A 17,137-nucleotide genomic window follows, 5' to 3' on the forward strand; every position below is an offset into this window, starting at 1 on the left:
GCGATGGAAATTCCTGATAAAGAAGAACGGGTTCAGCTCGGCGCGAAGCCATCGAGCATGCGGTCGAAATCTGCCAGCCATTGGCTCAGGCCTGGCTTGCTCGGGTCTATCACGCTGGAAATGTCCAGCCATTGCTGCAAATCGCTGCCGGCTACGGGTACCAACGCGCCGACCAGGCGACCGTGCCGAGGCTCATGGCCAGCAGTGAAGTGAAAGTCCAGCACCTTGGCCGGGTGGCCAGCCAGGTGGGAATCACGCTGACGTATCAGGCGCAGCTGCGGGGTCAATTCGCGCAGGGCCTTGATTGCCTCGTCGAACAACGCCTCCAGCGTCTGCCTGGGGCGGACGTCACGACGGCGGATGCGAAGGCTGACCGCTTCGCCTTCATGCTCGAGGGTGGTCTGGATATCGCGGAAGCGAAAGCCGGCCGGAAACTGCAGGTGGAAACCGGCGAAGGTAAAGCCACTGGCCACGTCCAGCAACGCGGTGGCCAGTGGTTGCGGTTCGGGCGCAGGCTCGGGCATGTTGGCGGGTTCAGCGAGCCTTGCCAGCCGCGCAGCTTCCTCTTGCGCTTCGCGCTTGGCCGAGAGGCGGTCGTAGATCGAGGTCTTTTGCATGAACCCGCCTCAGTCGTTGATTCGCACTGCGGCGCCGGTGATCTGGGTAGTGTCGGTACTGGTGGTGACGATGGCCTTGCCCTTGATCTCGATGCCTTCCGGGGTCAAGGTGATGCTGCTTTCCCCCACCTGCAGGATGATGTGCTGCTTCGCGGCAATCTGGATGAACTGGTTGTCGACCTGCAAGGTGTAAGAGCCATCGGTCACTTGCACTACCGTGTCCTTCTTCACGGTTTCGGTGTGCGTGCCACCCACCGTAATCGTGCGGTTGTTACCCACATCATGGGTTTCATCCAGCTCGATCTCGGTGTCCATGTTGCGCTCGGCGTGCATGATGATCTGCTCGGCGCCGGCCTTGTCTTCGAAGCGGAAGAAGTTGGCTGTACCGCCGTCGCCCTTCATCGAGCGCGTCAGGAAACCGCTTTGGGTCTTGTTGGCCGGCAGCGCCCACGGTGGCGTGTTGCTGCTGTTGTAGAGGCTGCCCATGATCAACGGGCGATCGGGGTTGCCGTCGAGGAACACCACCACCACTTCGTCACCGACGCGCGGGATCTGGATACTGCCGAAGCCGCCGCTGGCACCTGACTGGGCCACGCGGACCCAGCAGGAACTCTGGTCGTTGTACTCCCCATTGCGGTCCCAGTGGAACTGCAACTTCACCCTGCCCAGGTCATCGGTGTAGATCTCTTCGCCGGGCGGGCCGACCACAATGGCTGTCTGCGGTCCGCTGATGCCAGCCTTCGGTGTATGCGCTGCGGGGCGGAACGGGATTTTACGACGAATACAGCTGAAGCTGTTGCGATAGCCCGCTTCACCGTCGCTGGCGTAGTTGTTCTGGCCCCAATGGGTAACGGAAAGCAGCAGAAACTGGCGATCGTCGGGGGCGTCGTTGTCGTGATCGTAATGCTGGCTCAGCTCGAAGTACTGGCCGGCCTCCATCGCGCGGCAGTTGCTCTGGCCATGGAACGTCTTGCCGTCCACTTCCATCGCCTCGAGCCTGCGCTGTGCCTTGCGCACACCTTCATCGGAGTCTGCGTAGCCGTAAAGACCCTCGTATTCGAAGACCTCGTACTGGCCGACCTCACCCTGCTGGTTGACAGAGTTCAGCTGCACCAGATGCGGGTTACCAGGCTGCTTGTAGTCGAACGTCTTGAGGGCCAGGCGCGTTGGCTGCATGCGTCGCGCCGAGGACCACGCCGTGATCGAGTCAGCGGTCTCGGTTACCGAGGCGCTGTGGTATCTGATCAGCGGCTGACGCTCCAGCTGCGGCAGCATGCTGCTGTCATCGCTGATGATCATGCGATGGCCTTCCTGAGAATGCTCGAACGTGAAGAACAGCCCCTCCTGTTCAAGCAGGCGCAGCACGAAATTCAAGTCCGATTCCTGATACTGCGTGCAGTAGCTGATGGGCTTGAGGGGCTGGCTAAGACGGAACTCATGCTCGGCCAACGTCAGGTAGTAAGCGAAGACTTCCTTGACGATCTGCTCGGTGGTCTTGTCCTGGAAGATACGTGAATCGCGGCGGCGGCTAAGAATCCAGATCCATGGCACCAGCTCGGCGGTGTAGTTGGCAATGCCACCGTCGGCACCGGTGTGCACGAAGTCGGAAACATGCGCGCTGAGGTAGCGCGTACTGCCATCGGCGAGCGCGATGCCCACCGTGACTTTCTTGCCGATCAGCTTCTTGAGCTCGATGCGGGCGTCCTGGGAAATCAGGTTTACCTGGAAACTGAACAGCTCGGAAATGGCCTCGCGACCACTGAAGCTAAGGAGTTGCAGCTCTTGCTCAGGGGGCAGAGGTGAGTCAAAGGTGAACAGGCGTTGATGCTGTGTGAGCATCGACTCAAGGGCATCCGTAATCATATCAATGCATCCTGCATCAAGCTGGAAATCCAACAATGAAAACGTGCTTGGCGTGGGCTGTCAAATGATGGCGATAAGCCAGAGAGCCCTGAATCAAGAGCAGAGGCCACTTCCGCCAATGGTAACTGATGGCGATTTCCCATTAGACGCTTCCTGGATTAATTACATCGGAATATGTCCCCCCGTTTGATCTGGCTGACGTCTGGGGTGTAGGCTCCTTGCGCCTGGCTACCAGGCCGTACACAGCGAATATCAGGGAGCGTTGCCATGAGCGTGAGTGAAGCCCAACTCAGCCAACTGGACCGAGACATGGACCAGAATCACCGGGAAATGGTGATCATGTCGGTGGAAGACTTTCAGGGCCAGTTCGCCCAGAAAGCACAGGGTGCTACGCAACCACTTCAGGTGTGTACCCGAACACAGGCCGATAGGTTGACTGGCACCTGGCAAGGCATAAGGTCTACTTACAACGGCCTGCCCCACACTTTCGTCAATACCACCTGGGGCGTGCCCGGCGCAATGGCAGCGTGGGATGCGAAAAATATCATTGGTTTCATTCGCGACATGAATGGCTTGGGCACGAAAGTGCGCTACATCGTGCGCAACGGCAAGCAATACGTGGTCCTCTCCGGTTACCCTGGCCTGCGCAAAACGCTGGATGCGCCTCGCTACGGCATCCAGAACGCCAAGCTGATCAGCATGGGTATCGGTAAATATGGTGTTCGTGGTTCCTCCATCAAAGGATTCAAGTTGTCCTGCTATGTGGCAGTCGCTATCGAAGTCGCGGAATGGGTGTTTGCTGATGAACACATCATGAGCGATCTATTTGGTGGCGTCGGCGTTGAACTGATCAAGGCCGGCATTGCTACAGCAGTCGGCTACGCAGCGGCTGTGCTGGCGGGAACATTCTTTACCGCCGCCGCTGCGCCGGTGATTGCAGGCGCACTCTTCGTCTTTGCGGTAGGCCTTGGCTTGAACGCTCTTGATAGCCACTTCGGTATAAAAAATTCGGTAAAAGCCGGGTTGCGCTATGCAACTGACCATCTGGAATCACTCCACCAGACACTTACCGAAATCAAGGCGGCGGACCTGCAAAACTACCTGAAAGAAACCACCGCCAACATTGCTGGCAACATTGCAGACCAGCTTTATGATGAGGCCAAGTCATGGGTTATCCGCAAGCTACGCCCGGACGGGATCGATCTACCCGCTTGGCCGAGTGCGCCCAGATTGCCTTCAATTCCGTCTCTGCCCACATTCAATCTACCTAAATTTTAATGACGAACATGCACCCGACTCTGCCATCACTGGAACTCACACCGGTCAAATTCAGACTGCTGGCTATCGTATTCATCATCATGCTACTGCTGGTCGGTGGTTTCTCGGTGTACGCCTATGCGCACTACCTGCTGCCCCTGTACGGCAGGCTTTACCGGGCAGCGCCCGTAGTAGAAACCCCCTACTTGGCTTTTGGCCTGCTTATGGCGCCGCCAGCGCTTGCCATTCTGCTAGTGGGAACAGCTACGTGCGCACTGACAGGCAAGAAGTTTGACCCACCCCTCGGCTCGCGCCTGCACCGCTTCCAGACATTGATGTTCGCACTGTCGCTGAAAACACTTTTCTATATCGTACCTGCCGTAATGATCCTGACCTCCGGCGCATTACTGGCCAGAGGTTACACGCCCTGTTCAAAATTGCTGATCTCAGGCTCAGCCTGGCATTTATTCTGGGTCAACGATGAGCGGGTATGTTTCAAGCCGGATCATTACATCAACGATAACTGGCCATGCAAGGTGATCGATGGCAAGGATATTTGCGTTCAGGTCGATGGCCGCTAAAAAAGACCTCCGGCCTACGACTGATGCCGCATAAACTGAAAACCGCGCCCAGATAGCCTATAGCGAGCAGGCGAAGCGCTTCGGCACTTGGCCCCTAACCGGGGCGAATGATCAACACTCAAGGCTTCTCGGTTCGATAGACAACCAGGAATCCAACGATGAATCCAGATGCACTGAAACTCGCAGCCATGGCATTGCGCGACTCGCTTGAGCACTATCAACAGCAAGAGCGCGCTGCAGCCCTGTTGCTTCAGGATCTGGATGGCTTGCTCACGCGTGCTGCGAATAAAGAAATTACCACCCCCATGGAGGCGCGCGATATCCCTGGCCATCGCTACTTCACCGAGACCCGGCTGGGCGCATGCCGCGACCTTGAAGCGCTCTATGCCTCGTTTTACATCGAACTCATCGACGGCCGAAGCTCGAAAGCCTTTCAGATGCTCCAAGCTAAAATGAGCAAGCCCTGATTACGTCAAACTGATCACATCAGGTACGCCAGAATACCCACGATTTCTTTCGGTTATGTGCGAAAGGCGACCGATCTGGCCGCGCAGCGAAAAGGCAATTGGGGCCGCTTTGCGGCCCATCGCCGGCAGCCAGGCTCCCACATGAATTCGATGCAGTCTGGGTGGGAGCTGGCTTGCCGGCGATGGGCTGCGCAGCAGCCCCATTCGCCTTGACTGACTGGCAGTGATTTATACCTGCCTGGAGAGCGGTGAGCGCTAGCCGTTACTGCCGTAGCTGGCAATCATCATGCGTGATGCACGCTCTCGATGCCCAGCCCCTGCCCGTACTGCCATCATCATACGGCAACCTTGCCAGTGCCCATACGATTGCGCCCAAGCCCAAAAGTGAGACCTGCTTCACTTTTTATAAAAAATTTTTACCCGCGATTTTCAGCATTTTTTTTAGCCCTGCACGCCCACGTTTTAGGGGCGAGGCCCCGTTTTCTGCGCCCCCAACACACAGCCAATGTCACGGCGCCATTATTGCGTCTCTGCACAAAACGGGGAAAAAATCGCCTCCCTTGCCGGAACTTCTTCCGCAGCGGGGTGCCCTACTCGGCATTGCTGGCAACACGATATTCATGTGCCAGCACCCAATTTTCCGCAGCCGAAAGGCGCGATTTTCAGGTCCTCGCCACTGGCGTTTCAGGACGATCAAGCAGGCACATGGACGATGCACCGATGACCCAGACATTCGATGTCGAAGCACTGATCAAGCTGCGTAGCCAGACGCGGGCGATCGCCGATGCGCTGAAAGCGCAGGCGGCTGATTACCTCGCCACCGCGGCGCCGCTGATTCGTCCGCAAAACCTGTTTGGCGAATACCTGCAAGGCGCCCAGCGCAGCAGCGGGCGTGAAACCCAGGGCCACTTCCAGTCGCTGATCGAACTCTACGAACGCATCGGCTCGGCCGCACCGTTCCAGCTGGTCAGTGAGCTGGAAGTGCCGCTCAACCTCATCAGCACCACACCCGAACTGTTCCCGCTGGAATACGACAAGGTCCTGGCCCCCAGTGGGCAGGTCATCCGGATCACCAGCCCGGTGCGTTGGGTGGTGGGCTTCCAGGGCTTCGAGCTGGCGCGTTTTCGCGCGGTCATCAATGACCCCAACCGCAGCAGCGCCGAGCTGTACCGCTTCGTGGTGCATTACCTGGTGCTGTTCTACTGCCTGAGCAAGTCGCCAGGCCTTGGCCGGCTGTTCGAAGGGCTGCGTTTCAGCCTCAGCTTCGAGCGCCTCAAGGGCCTGGGCGACCTGCCGTTCTGCGTTATCAGCTCGCCGGTGCGATCGGCACTACCCGACGATTCGGTTATCCGCAGCAGCACGCAAATTGCCGGCAACACCAGCTTCGAAGAGCTGGTCGGCCGCGACAACATTCTGGAAATGAACGACGAAATCCGTCAGCGCCTGCTGCTGACGATCGAAGGCCTGTAACGCGAAGGGCCTGGCAACGGCCCGCGCAATGATTCGCAGCGAACTGCTCGCAATGGAGAACACGATGGCGAAGAAGGAAAGCACCCAGCACAAACTCGACCGCGTTCGCGCGCCTCGGGTTCATATCACCTACGACGTGGACATCGGCGATGCCATCGAGAAAAAGGAACTGCCCTTCGTCGTCGGCGTACTGGGCGACTTTTCCGGCAACCCGCTGGAACCGCTGCCCAAGCTCAAGGACCGCAAGTTCGTGTTCATCGACCGCGACAACTTCAACGGCGTGCTCAAGGGCATCAAGCCGCGGCTCACCTACCGCGTCGACAACACCCTGGCCCGTAACGGCACCCAGCTGGGCGTGGAGCTGAACTTCAACAGCCTCGAAGACTTCGAGCCGCAGAACGTGGTCAAGCAAGTCGAGCCGCTGCGCAAGCTGCTGGAAGTGCGCAACAAGCTGGCCGACCTGCGCAACAAGATGGGCGGCAACGACAAGCTCGAAGAGCTGCTGATGGATGTGCTGCAGAACACCGAAAAGCTCAAGACCCTGGGCAAGGAATTCGGCCGTGAAGCCGAAGAGAACGACCCATCCAGCAGCGATCGCCCCTGAGCAGGAGCCCGAACATGACCGACAAGCAAACCGCACCGCAACAGGCCGGCGACCTGGTCGAAGTGGAAAACTTCGCGCCACAGCCCTCGCTGCTCGACAGCATCATTTCGCAAAGCCGCGTGGCCCGCTCCGACACCGAGCGCAACCGCACCCGCGACCTGATCGGCGAACTGGTGAACCAGGTGCTCGAGGGCGAGATGACCCCGAGCAAAGACCTGATCGCCGTGCTCGATTCGCGTATCGCCGAAATCGACGCGATGCTCTCCGAGCAGATGAACGAGATCATGCACGCCCGTGAGTTCCAGCAGCTGGAAGCGTCCTGGCGCGGCCTGAAATACCAGGTCGACCAGACCGAAACCAGCACCACGCTGAAGATCCACCTGCTCAACGCCTCGAAGAAGGACCTGGTACGCGACCTCAAGGCCGCCAGCGAATTCGACCAGAGCGCGCTGTTCAAGAAGGTCTACGAAGAAGAGTACGGCACCTTCGGTGGTGCGCCGTTCGGCATGCTGATCGGCGACTACGAGTTCAACCGCAACCCCGAAGACCTGTACCTGCTCGAAGAAGTCTCGCACGTGGCAGCTGCGGCCCACGCGCCGTTCATCTCGGCGGCCTCCCCCGAACTGTTCGGCTGGGATTCATTTACCGAAATGTCCGGCCCGCGTGACCTGGCAAACATCTTCGATACCGTCGAATACGCCAAGTGGAAGTCGTTCCGCGCCTCGGAAGACTCGCGCTACGTCGGCCTTACCCTGCCACACGTGCTCGGGCGCCTGCCCTATGGCCCCGATACCACGCCGGTGGAGGAATTCAACTTCGTCGAAAGCGTCGACGGCCGCGACCACGACAAATACCTGTGGATGAACGCCGCCTACGCCCTTGGCACCCGGGTCACCGATGCCTTTGCCCGCTACGGCTGGTGCGTGGCGATTCGCGGTGTGGAAGGCGGTGGCCTGGTCGAAGGCCTGCCGACCCATACCTTCAAGACCGACGATGGCGAGATCGCCCTCAAGTGCCCGACCGAGATCGCCATCACCGACCGCCGCGAAAAAGAGCTGTCGGACCTGGGCTTCATCCCCCTGGTGCACTGCAAGGGCACCGACTACGCCGCGTTCTTCGGCACCCAGTCGGCGCAAAAGCAGAAGCAGTACAACACCGACATCGCCAACGCCAACGCCCGCCTGTCTGCGCAGCTGCAGTACATTTTCGCCACCTCGCGCATCGCCCATTACATGAAAGCGATCATGCGCGACAAGATCGGCAGCTTCGCCTCGCGCATGGACGTGGAACGGTTCCTCAACCAGTGGCTGGCCAGCTACGTGCTGCTCGACGACACCGCCAGCCAGGAGGCCAAGGCCAAATTCCCGCTGCGCGAGGCCCGCGCCGAGGTGTTCGAGGTGCCAGGCAAGCCAGGCGTGTACAAGGCCGTGACCTACCTGCGCCCGCACTACCAGCTGGACGAACTGACCGCTTCGCTGCGGCTGGTCGCCGAACTGCCACAAGGCGCGCGCGGCTGACGGCCCGGTGTGTACAGGGATGACACATGAGTAACCAGGCCCGCCTGCTGCCCTCGCTGCTCGACCGGCTGCTGGACGACCGACCCTTTCAGTCGGCCGAGCCGGCGGTGCAACGCACCTGCTCGCTGGCCGAGTACAAGGCCAGCATCGTCCGCGACCTCGAGGTGCTGGTGAATACCCGCCAGTCCCTGGTCGCCGCCGAGCTCGCCGGCTTCAGCCAGCTTGGTGGCTCCATCCTTGAATACGGCATGCCCGACTTCATCAGCCGCAGCGTGCTCGACCCGCATGATCGTCGCCTGATCCAGCAACAGCTGGAACGGGCGATCAGCACCGGCGACCGGCGCTTTCGCCGGGTCCGTGTGCAGCTGCTGGCCCAGCAGAACGGCCATCGCATGTTGACCTTCCGGGTAGACGCCGTGCTGCGCCTGCAGGACATCAGCCGCCAGGTGTCGTTCGACGCTGTGCTGCAGGTCAACACCCAGGAATACAAAGTGCAGAACCTCAACTGATGCTCGACGAACTGCTGCCCTACTACGAAAGGGAACTGTCGCACCTGCGCTTCCTCGGCCAGGAGTTTGCTGCGCAGTACCCCAAGATCGCCTCGCGGCTGCTGATAGAGGGCGACAACTGCGAGGACCCGCACACCGAGCGCCTGATCGAGGCGTTCTCGTTCCTGTCTGCGCGGGTGCACAAAAAGCTCGATGACGAGTTTCCGGAAATCGTCGAGTCTTTCCTCGAGGTGCTGTACCCCCACTACCTGCGCCCTACCCCGTCGATGTCGATCGCCGAGCTGAGCCTGGGCAAGCACGAGAAGGTCACCGAAGCCTACCGCGTTGCACGGCATACCGAGATGCATGCCAATGCCGTGGAAGGCGTGGTCTGCAAGTTCCGCACCTGCTACCCGGTAGCGCTGTGGCCTATCGCCGTGCAGCAAGCCTCGTTCAGCGAGATGGAACGGTCGGCATTCAATGGCCACAGCGCCGACCTGGTGGCGCACCTGCGGATCCGCCTGGGGGCTACCGGCGATGCCCTGTTCGGGCAGATGGAAATGGACTGCCTGAGGTTTTTCCTCGACGGCGAAGCGACGCTGATGCTGCAGCTGTACGAGCTGCTGTTCAACAACCTGGCCAAGGTTACCCTGAGCTTCCAGGACCAGGGCCGCACCCGCGAAGTGGCCCTTGCGGCCGATGCCCTGAAGCCCGTGGGCTATGCCCGCGACGAAGGCCTGGTGGACTACTCCGAACGCTCGTTCCTGGGTTACCGCCTGCTGCACGAGTACTTCACTTTCCCCGACAAGTTCATGTTCTTCGACCTCAGCGGCTTTGCCCGCATCCTGCAGGGCAAGGCCGTCGAGCAGGTGGAGCTGAATTTCTATTTCTCCGATTACGACCTCAGCGATCGCCTGACCCGGCTGACCCAGAACATCGGGCGCAACAACTTCAAGCTCAACTGCACCCCGATCATCAACCTGTTCCGCCAGCAGGCCGAGCCGATCAAGCTGACGCACACCCGCCACGAGTACCCGGTCACCCCGGACACACGGCTGCACAATGCCGCCGAAGTGGTATCGATCGACCGCGTAAGGCGGGTGCGCAAGCTGGGCGGCGTCGATCAGGTCGACACCTGCCAGCCGTTCTTCGAGCCACGTGGCGAACAGGACCCGCGCAGCAGTTTCTGGACGGCCCGGCGACGCAGCCAGGGCGATGCCACGGCCATGAGCATCCGCGTGGTCGACCGCAACCTCGAACTGATCGACGCCAGCAATGACACCCTCAGCATCGGGCTGACCTGCAGCAACCGCGATGTACCGCTGATGCTGCCGTTCGGTGGCGAGCGCGGCGACTTCAACATCCCGGCCAACTCGGTGATCAAGGACATCCGCTGCCTGCGCAAGCCTACCGCCACCGTGCGGGTGCCACTGGGCAAAGGGCTGATCTGGCGGCTTATCGCCCACCTTTCGCTCAACCACCTGTCGCTGGTCAGCCAGGGCCGCGAGGTGCTGCTCGAACTGCTGTCGCTTTACAACTACCGCAACGTGTCGGCCATCCGCAAGCAGATCAATGGCATCAAGGCCATCGACAGCGAGCCGGTGGTTGCCCGTATCGGCCACCCGCGGCCGAACTTCGTGCGCGGTGTCGGCATTACCCTGACCCTGGACGAGAGCCAGTTCACCGGCAGCGGCGTGTTTCTGTTCGGCACGGTGCTGGACCATTTCTTCGGCCAGTACTGCTCGATGAACAGCTTTACCCAACTGACCCTGCGCACCCAACAACGAGAAAAGAGAGTCGCCCAATGGCCAGCCCGCACTGGCGATCAGCCCCTGGTCTGATCGATCAGGCCCGAGCCGAGCCGCACCGATTCGAATTCTTTCAATTGGTGCGTCTGCTCCGCCTGCACTACAGCCGTACCGGGCGCATGGACCTGGCAACCCGGCCGCATGAAGACCCGCTGCGCTTTCGCACCCAGCTGTCGCTGGCGTTCCCCGCCAGCGAGGTCAGCGACTTGCACTTCGAGCGTGAAGGCAAAGTGTCGCCGGCCGGCCTGCCGCTGTCCGAGCTGCAGGTCACGTTCATGGGCCTGGTCGGACCATCGGGCGTACTGCCGCGGCCGTACACCGAGCTGCTGCTCGAGCGCCATGTGCAGTACCGCGACGATGCGGCCCATGCGTTTCTCGACATTTTCTCGCACCGCATGACCACGCTGTTCTACGAGGCCTGGCAGAAGTACAAATTTCATATCGAACACGAACGCAATGGCGCTTCGGCGTTCGATGGCTACCTGCTCAACCTGGTCGGCCTGGGCCCGCGCGCGCAGCAGCTCAAGTTCGAGCAGCAGCCGACGGCGCTGCGCCGCGAGCTGTTCAGCTATTTTGCCGGCCTGCTCAGCCAGAAGCCGCGCAACGCGCTGAACCTTGAGCGCATGCTCGGCTTCTATTTCGCGCTGCCGGTCACGGTGTGCCAGTTTGCCGGGCGCTGGCTGCACCTGCAGCCCGAACAGTGCACCCAGCTCGGGCGCAAGAACGCCCAGCTCGGCCACAGCGCCGTGGCCGGCAACCGGGTCTGGGACTACCAGTCGAGCATTCGTATCGAGCTGGGCCCGTTGAGCCTGGCCGATTACCGGCGCTTTCAGCCGGGCACCGCGTGCTACCGCAAGCTGGTCGAGCTGGTGCGCTTCTATATCGGCGCCCAGCTGGACTTCGAAATCGCCCCGCGCCTGCAGCGTGAGGCAGTGCCGCGCGCCCAGCTGGGCCGCAGCGGCAATGTTGCGCTGGGCTGGCTGGGCTGGCTCAAACGCCCCGGTCGTGACGCGGAGCCTTCGCGTTGCGCCGTCTTCCAAATACCTTACGATGGGGTCGCCTTGTGAACCTGAAGTCTCTGTTCGCCAAGCTCAACGAAACCAGCCGCACGGCCACTGAAAGCGCGGCGGCCCTGTGCCTGTCGGAGCACCATTACGACGTCGAAGTGGAGCACCTGCTGCTGCAGCTGCTCGACGCCGGCGACAGCGACCTGGCGCCGATCATGCGCCACTACGATGTGGTCGCCGAACGCCTGCAGGCGCAGCTGGTCACGGCTTTGGGCACGTTCAAGAAAGGCAATACCCGCACCCCGGCGCTGTCGCCACATATCACCCGCATGATCGAGCAGGCCTGGCTGTTGGCGTCGATCGAATACGGTGTCGGCCAGGTGCGCAGCGGTTACCTGTTGCTGGCCCTGCTCGACGACGCTGAACTGCGGCGCGTGCTGATCGCCTCGGCGCCGGAGCTGGAGAAAATCAACGCCGACGACCTGCGCCTGAACCTCACTGGCCTGGTAGAAGGCAGCACCGAATCCCGGCAAGCCAGCCCGCTGGCCAGCCCGGCAGCACCGGCAGCCAGCAGTGCCAAGGCCGGCGGCAAGACCCCGGCGCTGGACCAGTACACCATCAACCTCACCCAAAGCGCCCGTGAAGGCCGTATCGACCCGGTGCTGGGCCGCGAGTTCGAAGTTCGGCAGATGGTCGATATTCTCACTCGCCGCCGCCAGAACAACCCCATCCTCACCGGTGAAGCCGGGGTCGGCAAAACCGCAGTGGTCGAAGGCCTGGCCCTGCGCATCGCCCAAGGCGATGTGCCGGCAGTGCTCAAGGACGTGGCCGTGCATACCCTGGACCTGGGCCTGCTGCAGGCAGGCGCCGGGGTCAAGGGCGAGTTCGAGAACCGCCTCAAGGCAGTGATCGAGGAGGTCAAGCGCAGCCTGCACCCGATCATCCTGTTCATCGACGAAGCGCACACCCTGATCGGCTCCGGCGGCCAGGCCGGGCAGAACGATGCCGCGAACCTGCTCAAGCCCGCCCTCGCCCGTGGCGAGCTGCGCACCATTGCCGCCACCACCTGGGCCGAATACAAGAAGTACTTCGAGAAGGACGCCGCCCTCGCCCGCCGCTTCCAGGTGGTCAAGGTCGAAGAGCCCGACGAAGACAAGGCCATTCACATGCTGCGTGGCCTGCTCGGGAAAATGCGCGAGCATCACAAGGTAGCGGTAATGGACGAAGCGCTGGTGCAGGCGGTGCGCCTGTCCAGCCGCTACATCACCGGCCGCCAGCTGCCCGACAAGGCGGTCAGCGTGCTCGACACCGCCTGTGCGCGCATTGCCCTGGCGCAGTCATCGCAGCCTGGGGCGCTGGAAGACTGTCGCCGACAGATCGACAACCTGCAGGCGGAAATCGCCGTGCTTGGCCACGAAGCCGGCAAGGGCCACGACCATGCCCGCCGTCTGGGCGAGCTGCAGGCTGCCCTGCAGGCCGAGCAGCAGCGCGAGCAACAGCTGAGCAGCCAATGGCAGCAGGAGCTGGAACTGGTCGAACAGCTCAAGGCCCTGGATGCCGAAAACGACGCCGACGCCCACCAGCTCAATGCCCTGCGTGCCGAGCTGGCCCGCGTGCAAGGCGACCAACCACTGGTGCACGCGCTGGTCGACAGTGGCGCCATCGCCCAGGTCATCAGCGGCTGGACCGGCATCCCCCTGGGCAAGATGCTGCGTGACGAGATCGACACCGTGCAGCGCCTGCCGGCCCTGCTCGGCGAGCGCGTGCTGGGCCAGGACCACGCCCTGCACGAAATAGGCAAACGCATCAAGATTTCCCGCGCGCGCATGGAAGACCCGAACAAGCCGATCGGCGTGTTCCTGTTGCTCGGGCCCAGTGGCGTCGGCAAGACCGAAACCGCCCTGGCCCTGGCCGATACCCTGTATGGCGGCGAGCGCAACCTGATCACCATCAATATGTCCGAATACCAGGAAGCGCACACCGTATCGAGCCTGAAGGGCTCGCCACCGGGCTACGTCGGCTACGGCGAAGGCGGTGTGCTGACCGAAGCCGTGCGCCGCAAGCCGTACAGCGTGGTGCTGCTCGACGAGGTAGAAAAAGCCCACCCCGATGTGCTCGAACTGTTCTTCCAGGTGTTCGACAAGGGTGTGCTGGACGATGGCGAAGGGCGCGAGATCAACTTCCGCAATACCGTGATCATCCTCACCTCCAACACCGGCACCGAGCGCATCATGCAGACCTGCCTGAATGCCGCCGAGCGACCAACGCCCGCGGCCATCGTCGAAGGCCTGCGCGACGAGCTCAATCAGGTGTTCAAGCCTGCCTTCCTCGGCCGCCTGAGCATCGTGCCGTTCTACCCGGTGCAGGACCAGATCCTGGCGCGCATCGTCGCGCTCAAGCTCGAGCGCATTGCCAGGCGTTTCGCCCGCAACCACCAGGCCGAACTCAGCTACGACGAAGCGCTGGTCAACGCCATCGCGGCTCGCTGCACCGAGGTCGACAGCGGTGCGCGCAACATCGACAACATCCTGTCCCAGACCTTGATGCCTGAGCTTGCCCAGCGCGTGCTCGAGCGCATGGCCCAGGGCTCGCCAATCGAGCGCCTGGTGATCGAACTGGGTAGCGATGGCGATTTCGCCTATCGCCTGGCCTGAACCGTTTTCGGAGATTAAGCCGTCATGCATCACCAGCACACCGCCCTCAAACGCCTGACCGCCGCAGCCCTGCTGCTGGCGCTGGCCGGCTGCGGGGTCACCGACCGCATCGGCAAGCGTATGGAAGACAGCTGGGCAGCCGACATGCTGGCCGACAGCGAGAAGGTCATCCTGACGTCCGACGGCGGCAACCACCTCAACCCCGACGCCAACGGTCAGCCGCTGTCGGTGGTGATGCGCGTGTACCAGCTGACCGACCTCGAGCGCTTCGCCGCGGCCGACGCCGAGACCCTGTGGGCCAGCCCGGAAAAAGCCTTGGGCAACACCTTGGTCGAGGCTCGCGAAATCACCCTGCTGCCAGGCATCGGCCAGATCGACCAGTGGCCGCTGCCGAAGAACGCGCGCTACGTCGGCATGGCGGCGTTTTTCCGCGATGAACAGGGGGCACGCTGGAAAGTCGCGTTCGACGCCAACTCGCTGCGCAAGGACGGTATCTGGTTCTCCTCCGATGGCCTGCGGGTGCTGGTGGACAACACCGAAATCAGCGCCATGCGTGGCGTCGACGTGCTGAACACAGCGCCTGCTGCGGACCCGCTGGTCGCCGCGCAAAACGCCGAGCAGGCCCCGCCAGGCCTCACCGACAAGGTGCAGGACGCGGTGCTCGACAAGGCCAGCGATGCCGCCGGCCAGTCGGCACGCAACGCCATGGATTCAACCTTCAACTCTCTCGTGGATGGCACCAAATGAGTAAGCAGAGCCGGGTCATGTGGTCGGAAGGCATGTTCCTGCTGCCCCAGCATTTCCAGTATCAGGATGAGTTTCACCAGCACCAGCTGGCCGAGGCTTCGCTGCGCGCAACGCCGTTCAACTGGGGCGTGCAGGCGCTGCAGGTGGACGAGGATGCCCTGGCCAACGGTACGTTGCAGCTCAAGCGGCTGAAGCTGGTGTTTCCCGACGGCAGCCTCTACGACGCACCGCAGCACGACCCGCTGCCCGCCGCGCGCGACCTGAAGGACCTGCTCAAGGCCAACGACCTGAAAGTCCATGCCGCGCTGAAGCTGGCCGAGCCGTTTGGCCGCAACTACGTCGAGGACGGCCAGGAACACAAGGCGGCACGGCGCTTTCGCAAACAGTTCGACACCCTGCCCGACCTCAACGAAGGCGAGCTGGAAAACGAAATCACCAGCCTGCGCCTGAACGTGGTGCTGCTGGTCGACGGCGACAGCCTGGACGGCTACAGCCACTGCCCGCTGGTCAAGCTGACGCGCAACAGCATGGGCGGCTTCAACCTCGACCCGCATTTTGTCCATCCGACCCTGCACCTGGGCAACCATGAGACCCTGGCCGGCATCGGCAAGCGCCTGCTCGGTGCCCTTCAGGCCAAGAGCAAGGCGCTGTCCGGCCGGCGTCGCGAGCGTGCCGACCAGATCGCCGAGTTCGGCTCCAGCGATGTCACGCTGTTCTGGTTGCTGAACACGGTGAACCGCGCCCACCCACAGCTGGCCCATCTGCTTGCCCACCCGCGCCTGAACCCAGAGCGCCTGTACCTGTTCCTGGCCGACCTCGCCGGGGGCCTGCTGACCTTCACCCTGGACACCCAGCTCGGCGATATCCCCGAGTACGACCACCATGACCCGGCGGCTTCGCTGGCCAGGCTGGACGAGATGATCCGGGTGATGCTCGACAACGTCGTGCCCAACCAGTGCGTGGTGATCAACCTGACCCAGACCAAACCGTCGTACTGGCAGGGCCAGCTGCGCGACCCGCGCCTGGCCGAAGCCGACTTTTATGTTTCGGTGCACGCCGACATGCCCGGTGCCAGCCTGCTTGAACTGGTGCCGCGGGCGGTCAAGATCGGCTCCCCGGAGGACATCGAAGTGGTGGTCAACAGCGCCATGCCCGGGGTCACCCTGAACCATGCCACGCGGCTGCCCAACGCGATCCCGGTGCGCCTGGACAACCAGTACTTCGCGATCGAGCCGCATGGCCATGTCTACGAGCGGATGATGAACGCCCAGACCATCTGCTTCTATGCGCCCGGCGCCCTTACCAACCTGAAGCTTGAACTGATGGCGGTGCTCAAATGACCGAAGCCGTATTGCAACAGGGCGCCGCTGTGGCCGCCCAGGAAAAACCGACACTCAAGGCACTGGTCCAGGACTTCGTCAGCATGGCGCTGATCGTGCGCCGTGGCCGCCAGGTCACGTCGGTGCAGGCCTTCGAAGGCAGCGTCGAGCGTTTCTTCGCCAACCTGGAACGCGATGCCCGTGCGGCCAACTACAGCGTCGAGCAGGTCAAGGATACCCAGTACGCGCTGTGCGCCTTCCTCGACGAAAGCGTGTTGCGCGCCGGGGACAACGAACTGCGCCGGCACTTCGAGCTGCAGCCGCTGCAGTTCCGCTACTTCGGCGTGCACCTGGCCGGTGAAGGCTTTTTCGAGAAGGTCGACGCGCTGCGCGCCGACGTCAAGCAGAACATCGACGTGCTCGAGGTCTATCACCTGTGCTTGGCCCTGGGCTTCGAAGGCAAGTTCAGCCTCGGTCAGAAGGACCAGCTGCGCTACCTGGCCAACAGCCTCGGCCAGGACATCGCCCGCTACCGCAAGGCGCCCAGTGCGCTGTCACCGGACTGGGCCCTGCCCGACCAGGTGTCGCAGATGCTGCGCCATGAAGTGCCGCTGTGGGTGTACCTGGCGTTGATCGCGCTGGTCTGCGTCGCTGTCTACCTGACGCTGGACTGGTTGCTGGACAAGGACGTCGCCGCCCTTTCAGAACAAATTCGCCAGCTGTTCAGTGCCTGAGCCC

Annotated in this window: 15 protein-coding genes; 13 read left to right on the plus strand and 2 right to left on the minus strand. The window is 62.1% G+C overall.

What is annotated here, in order from left to right; genetic code table 11:
- Positions 1-32 precede the first annotated feature (32 nt).
- Positions 33-617 (minus strand): DcrB-related protein, encoded by a 585-nt coding sequence (locus AC5O5I_RS14755; protein ID WP_494511033.1) that lies wholly within the window; start codon positions 615-617, stop codon positions 33-35.
- 9 nt (positions 618-626) lie between these two features.
- On the minus strand, positions 627-2,480 hold the full coding sequence (locus AC5O5I_RS14760; RefSeq protein WP_172221747.1) for a type VI secretion system Vgr family protein: 1,854 nt from the start codon (positions 2,478-2,480) through the stop codon (positions 627-629).
- Positions 2,481-2,747: 267 nt separating this feature from the next.
- On the opposite strand from AC5O5I_RS14760, the gene AC5O5I_RS14765 reads away from it, so the two are divergent.
- The 13 genes from AC5O5I_RS14765 (at position 2,748) to icmH (ending at position 17,133) form a co-directional block, all read left to right on the plus strand.
- A complete protein-coding gene (locus AC5O5I_RS14765; RefSeq protein ID WP_172286850.1) occupies positions 2,748-3,758 on the plus strand; it encodes a hypothetical protein in 1,011 nt (336 codons plus the stop codon).
- A gap of 8 nt (positions 3,759-3,766) precedes the next feature.
- The gene (locus AC5O5I_RS14770; RefSeq protein WP_172221741.1) at positions 3,767-4,318 is read left to right on the plus strand and encodes a hypothetical protein; all 552 of its coding nucleotides are present in this window, start codon (positions 3,767-3,769) and stop codon (positions 4,316-4,318) included.
- Between the two features lie 158 nt (positions 4,319-4,476).
- Positions 4,477-4,785: a hypothetical protein gene (locus tag AC5O5I_RS14775; RefSeq protein WP_494511034.1), complete on the plus strand. Its 309-nt coding sequence runs from the start codon at positions 4,477-4,479 to the stop codon at positions 4,783-4,785.
- A 720-nt stretch (positions 4,786-5,505) separates the two neighbouring features.
- Entirely contained in the window at positions 5,506-6,255 is a 750-nt protein-coding gene (locus AC5O5I_RS14780; RefSeq protein WP_172221735.1) for a hypothetical protein, read from the plus strand.
- 64 nt (positions 6,256-6,319) lie between these two features.
- Positions 6,320-6,859 (plus strand): type VI secretion system contractile sheath small subunit, encoded by a 540-nt coding sequence (gene tssB, locus AC5O5I_RS14785; RefSeq protein ID WP_494511035.1) that lies wholly within the window; start codon positions 6,320-6,322, stop codon positions 6,857-6,859.
- A gap of 14 nt (positions 6,860-6,873) precedes the next feature.
- On the plus strand, positions 6,874-8,376 hold the full coding sequence (gene tssC / locus AC5O5I_RS14790; RefSeq protein ID WP_172221714.1) for a type VI secretion system contractile sheath large subunit: 1,503 nt from the start codon (positions 6,874-6,876) through the stop codon (positions 8,374-8,376).
- 26 nt (positions 8,377-8,402) lie between these two features.
- Positions 8,403-8,885 carry a type VI secretion system baseplate subunit TssE gene (gene tssE / locus AC5O5I_RS14795; RefSeq protein ID WP_172221696.1) on the plus strand — a complete coding sequence of 161 codons (483 nt, stop codon included), beginning with the start codon at positions 8,403-8,405 and terminating at the stop codon, positions 8,883-8,885.
- Positions 8,885-10,705, plus strand: a complete 1,821-nt coding sequence (gene tssF / locus AC5O5I_RS14800) for a type VI secretion system baseplate subunit TssF (protein WP_172221693.1) — start codon at positions 8,885-8,887, stop codon at positions 10,703-10,705. The genes tssE and tssF overlap by 1 nt, the downstream gene beginning before the upstream one ends.
- Positions 10,669-11,739: a type VI secretion system baseplate subunit TssG gene (tssG, locus tag AC5O5I_RS14805; protein WP_172221676.1), complete on the plus strand. Its 1,071-nt coding sequence runs from the start codon at positions 10,669-10,671 to the stop codon at positions 11,737-11,739. The genes tssF and tssG overlap by 37 nt, the downstream gene beginning before the upstream one ends.
- On the plus strand, positions 11,736-14,333 hold the full coding sequence (gene tssH / locus AC5O5I_RS14810) for a type VI secretion system ATPase TssH (RefSeq protein WP_172221673.1): 2,598 nt from the start codon (positions 11,736-11,738) through the stop codon (positions 14,331-14,333). The genes tssG and tssH overlap by 4 nt, the downstream gene beginning before the upstream one ends.
- 24 nt (positions 14,334-14,357) lie before the next feature.
- The gene (tssJ, locus tag AC5O5I_RS14815) at positions 14,358-15,080 is read left to right on the plus strand and encodes a type VI secretion system lipoprotein TssJ (RefSeq protein ID WP_172221670.1); all 723 of its coding nucleotides are present in this window, start codon (positions 14,358-14,360) and stop codon (positions 15,078-15,080) included.
- Complete coding sequence (gene tssK / locus AC5O5I_RS14820) at positions 15,077-16,420, plus strand: type VI secretion system baseplate subunit TssK (RefSeq protein WP_172221667.1); 1,344 nt, start codon at positions 15,077-15,079, stop codon at positions 16,418-16,420. The genes tssJ and tssK overlap by 4 nt, the downstream gene beginning before the upstream one ends.
- Positions 16,417-17,133: a type IVB secretion system protein IcmH/DotU gene (icmH, locus tag AC5O5I_RS14825; RefSeq protein ID WP_172288404.1), complete on the plus strand. Its 717-nt coding sequence runs from the start codon at positions 16,417-16,419 to the stop codon at positions 17,131-17,133. The genes tssK and icmH overlap by 4 nt, the downstream gene beginning before the upstream one ends.
- Positions 17,134-17,137 lie beyond the last annotated feature (4 nt).

This window comes from Pseudomonas sp. 9_2_1, from assembly GCF_059295275.1.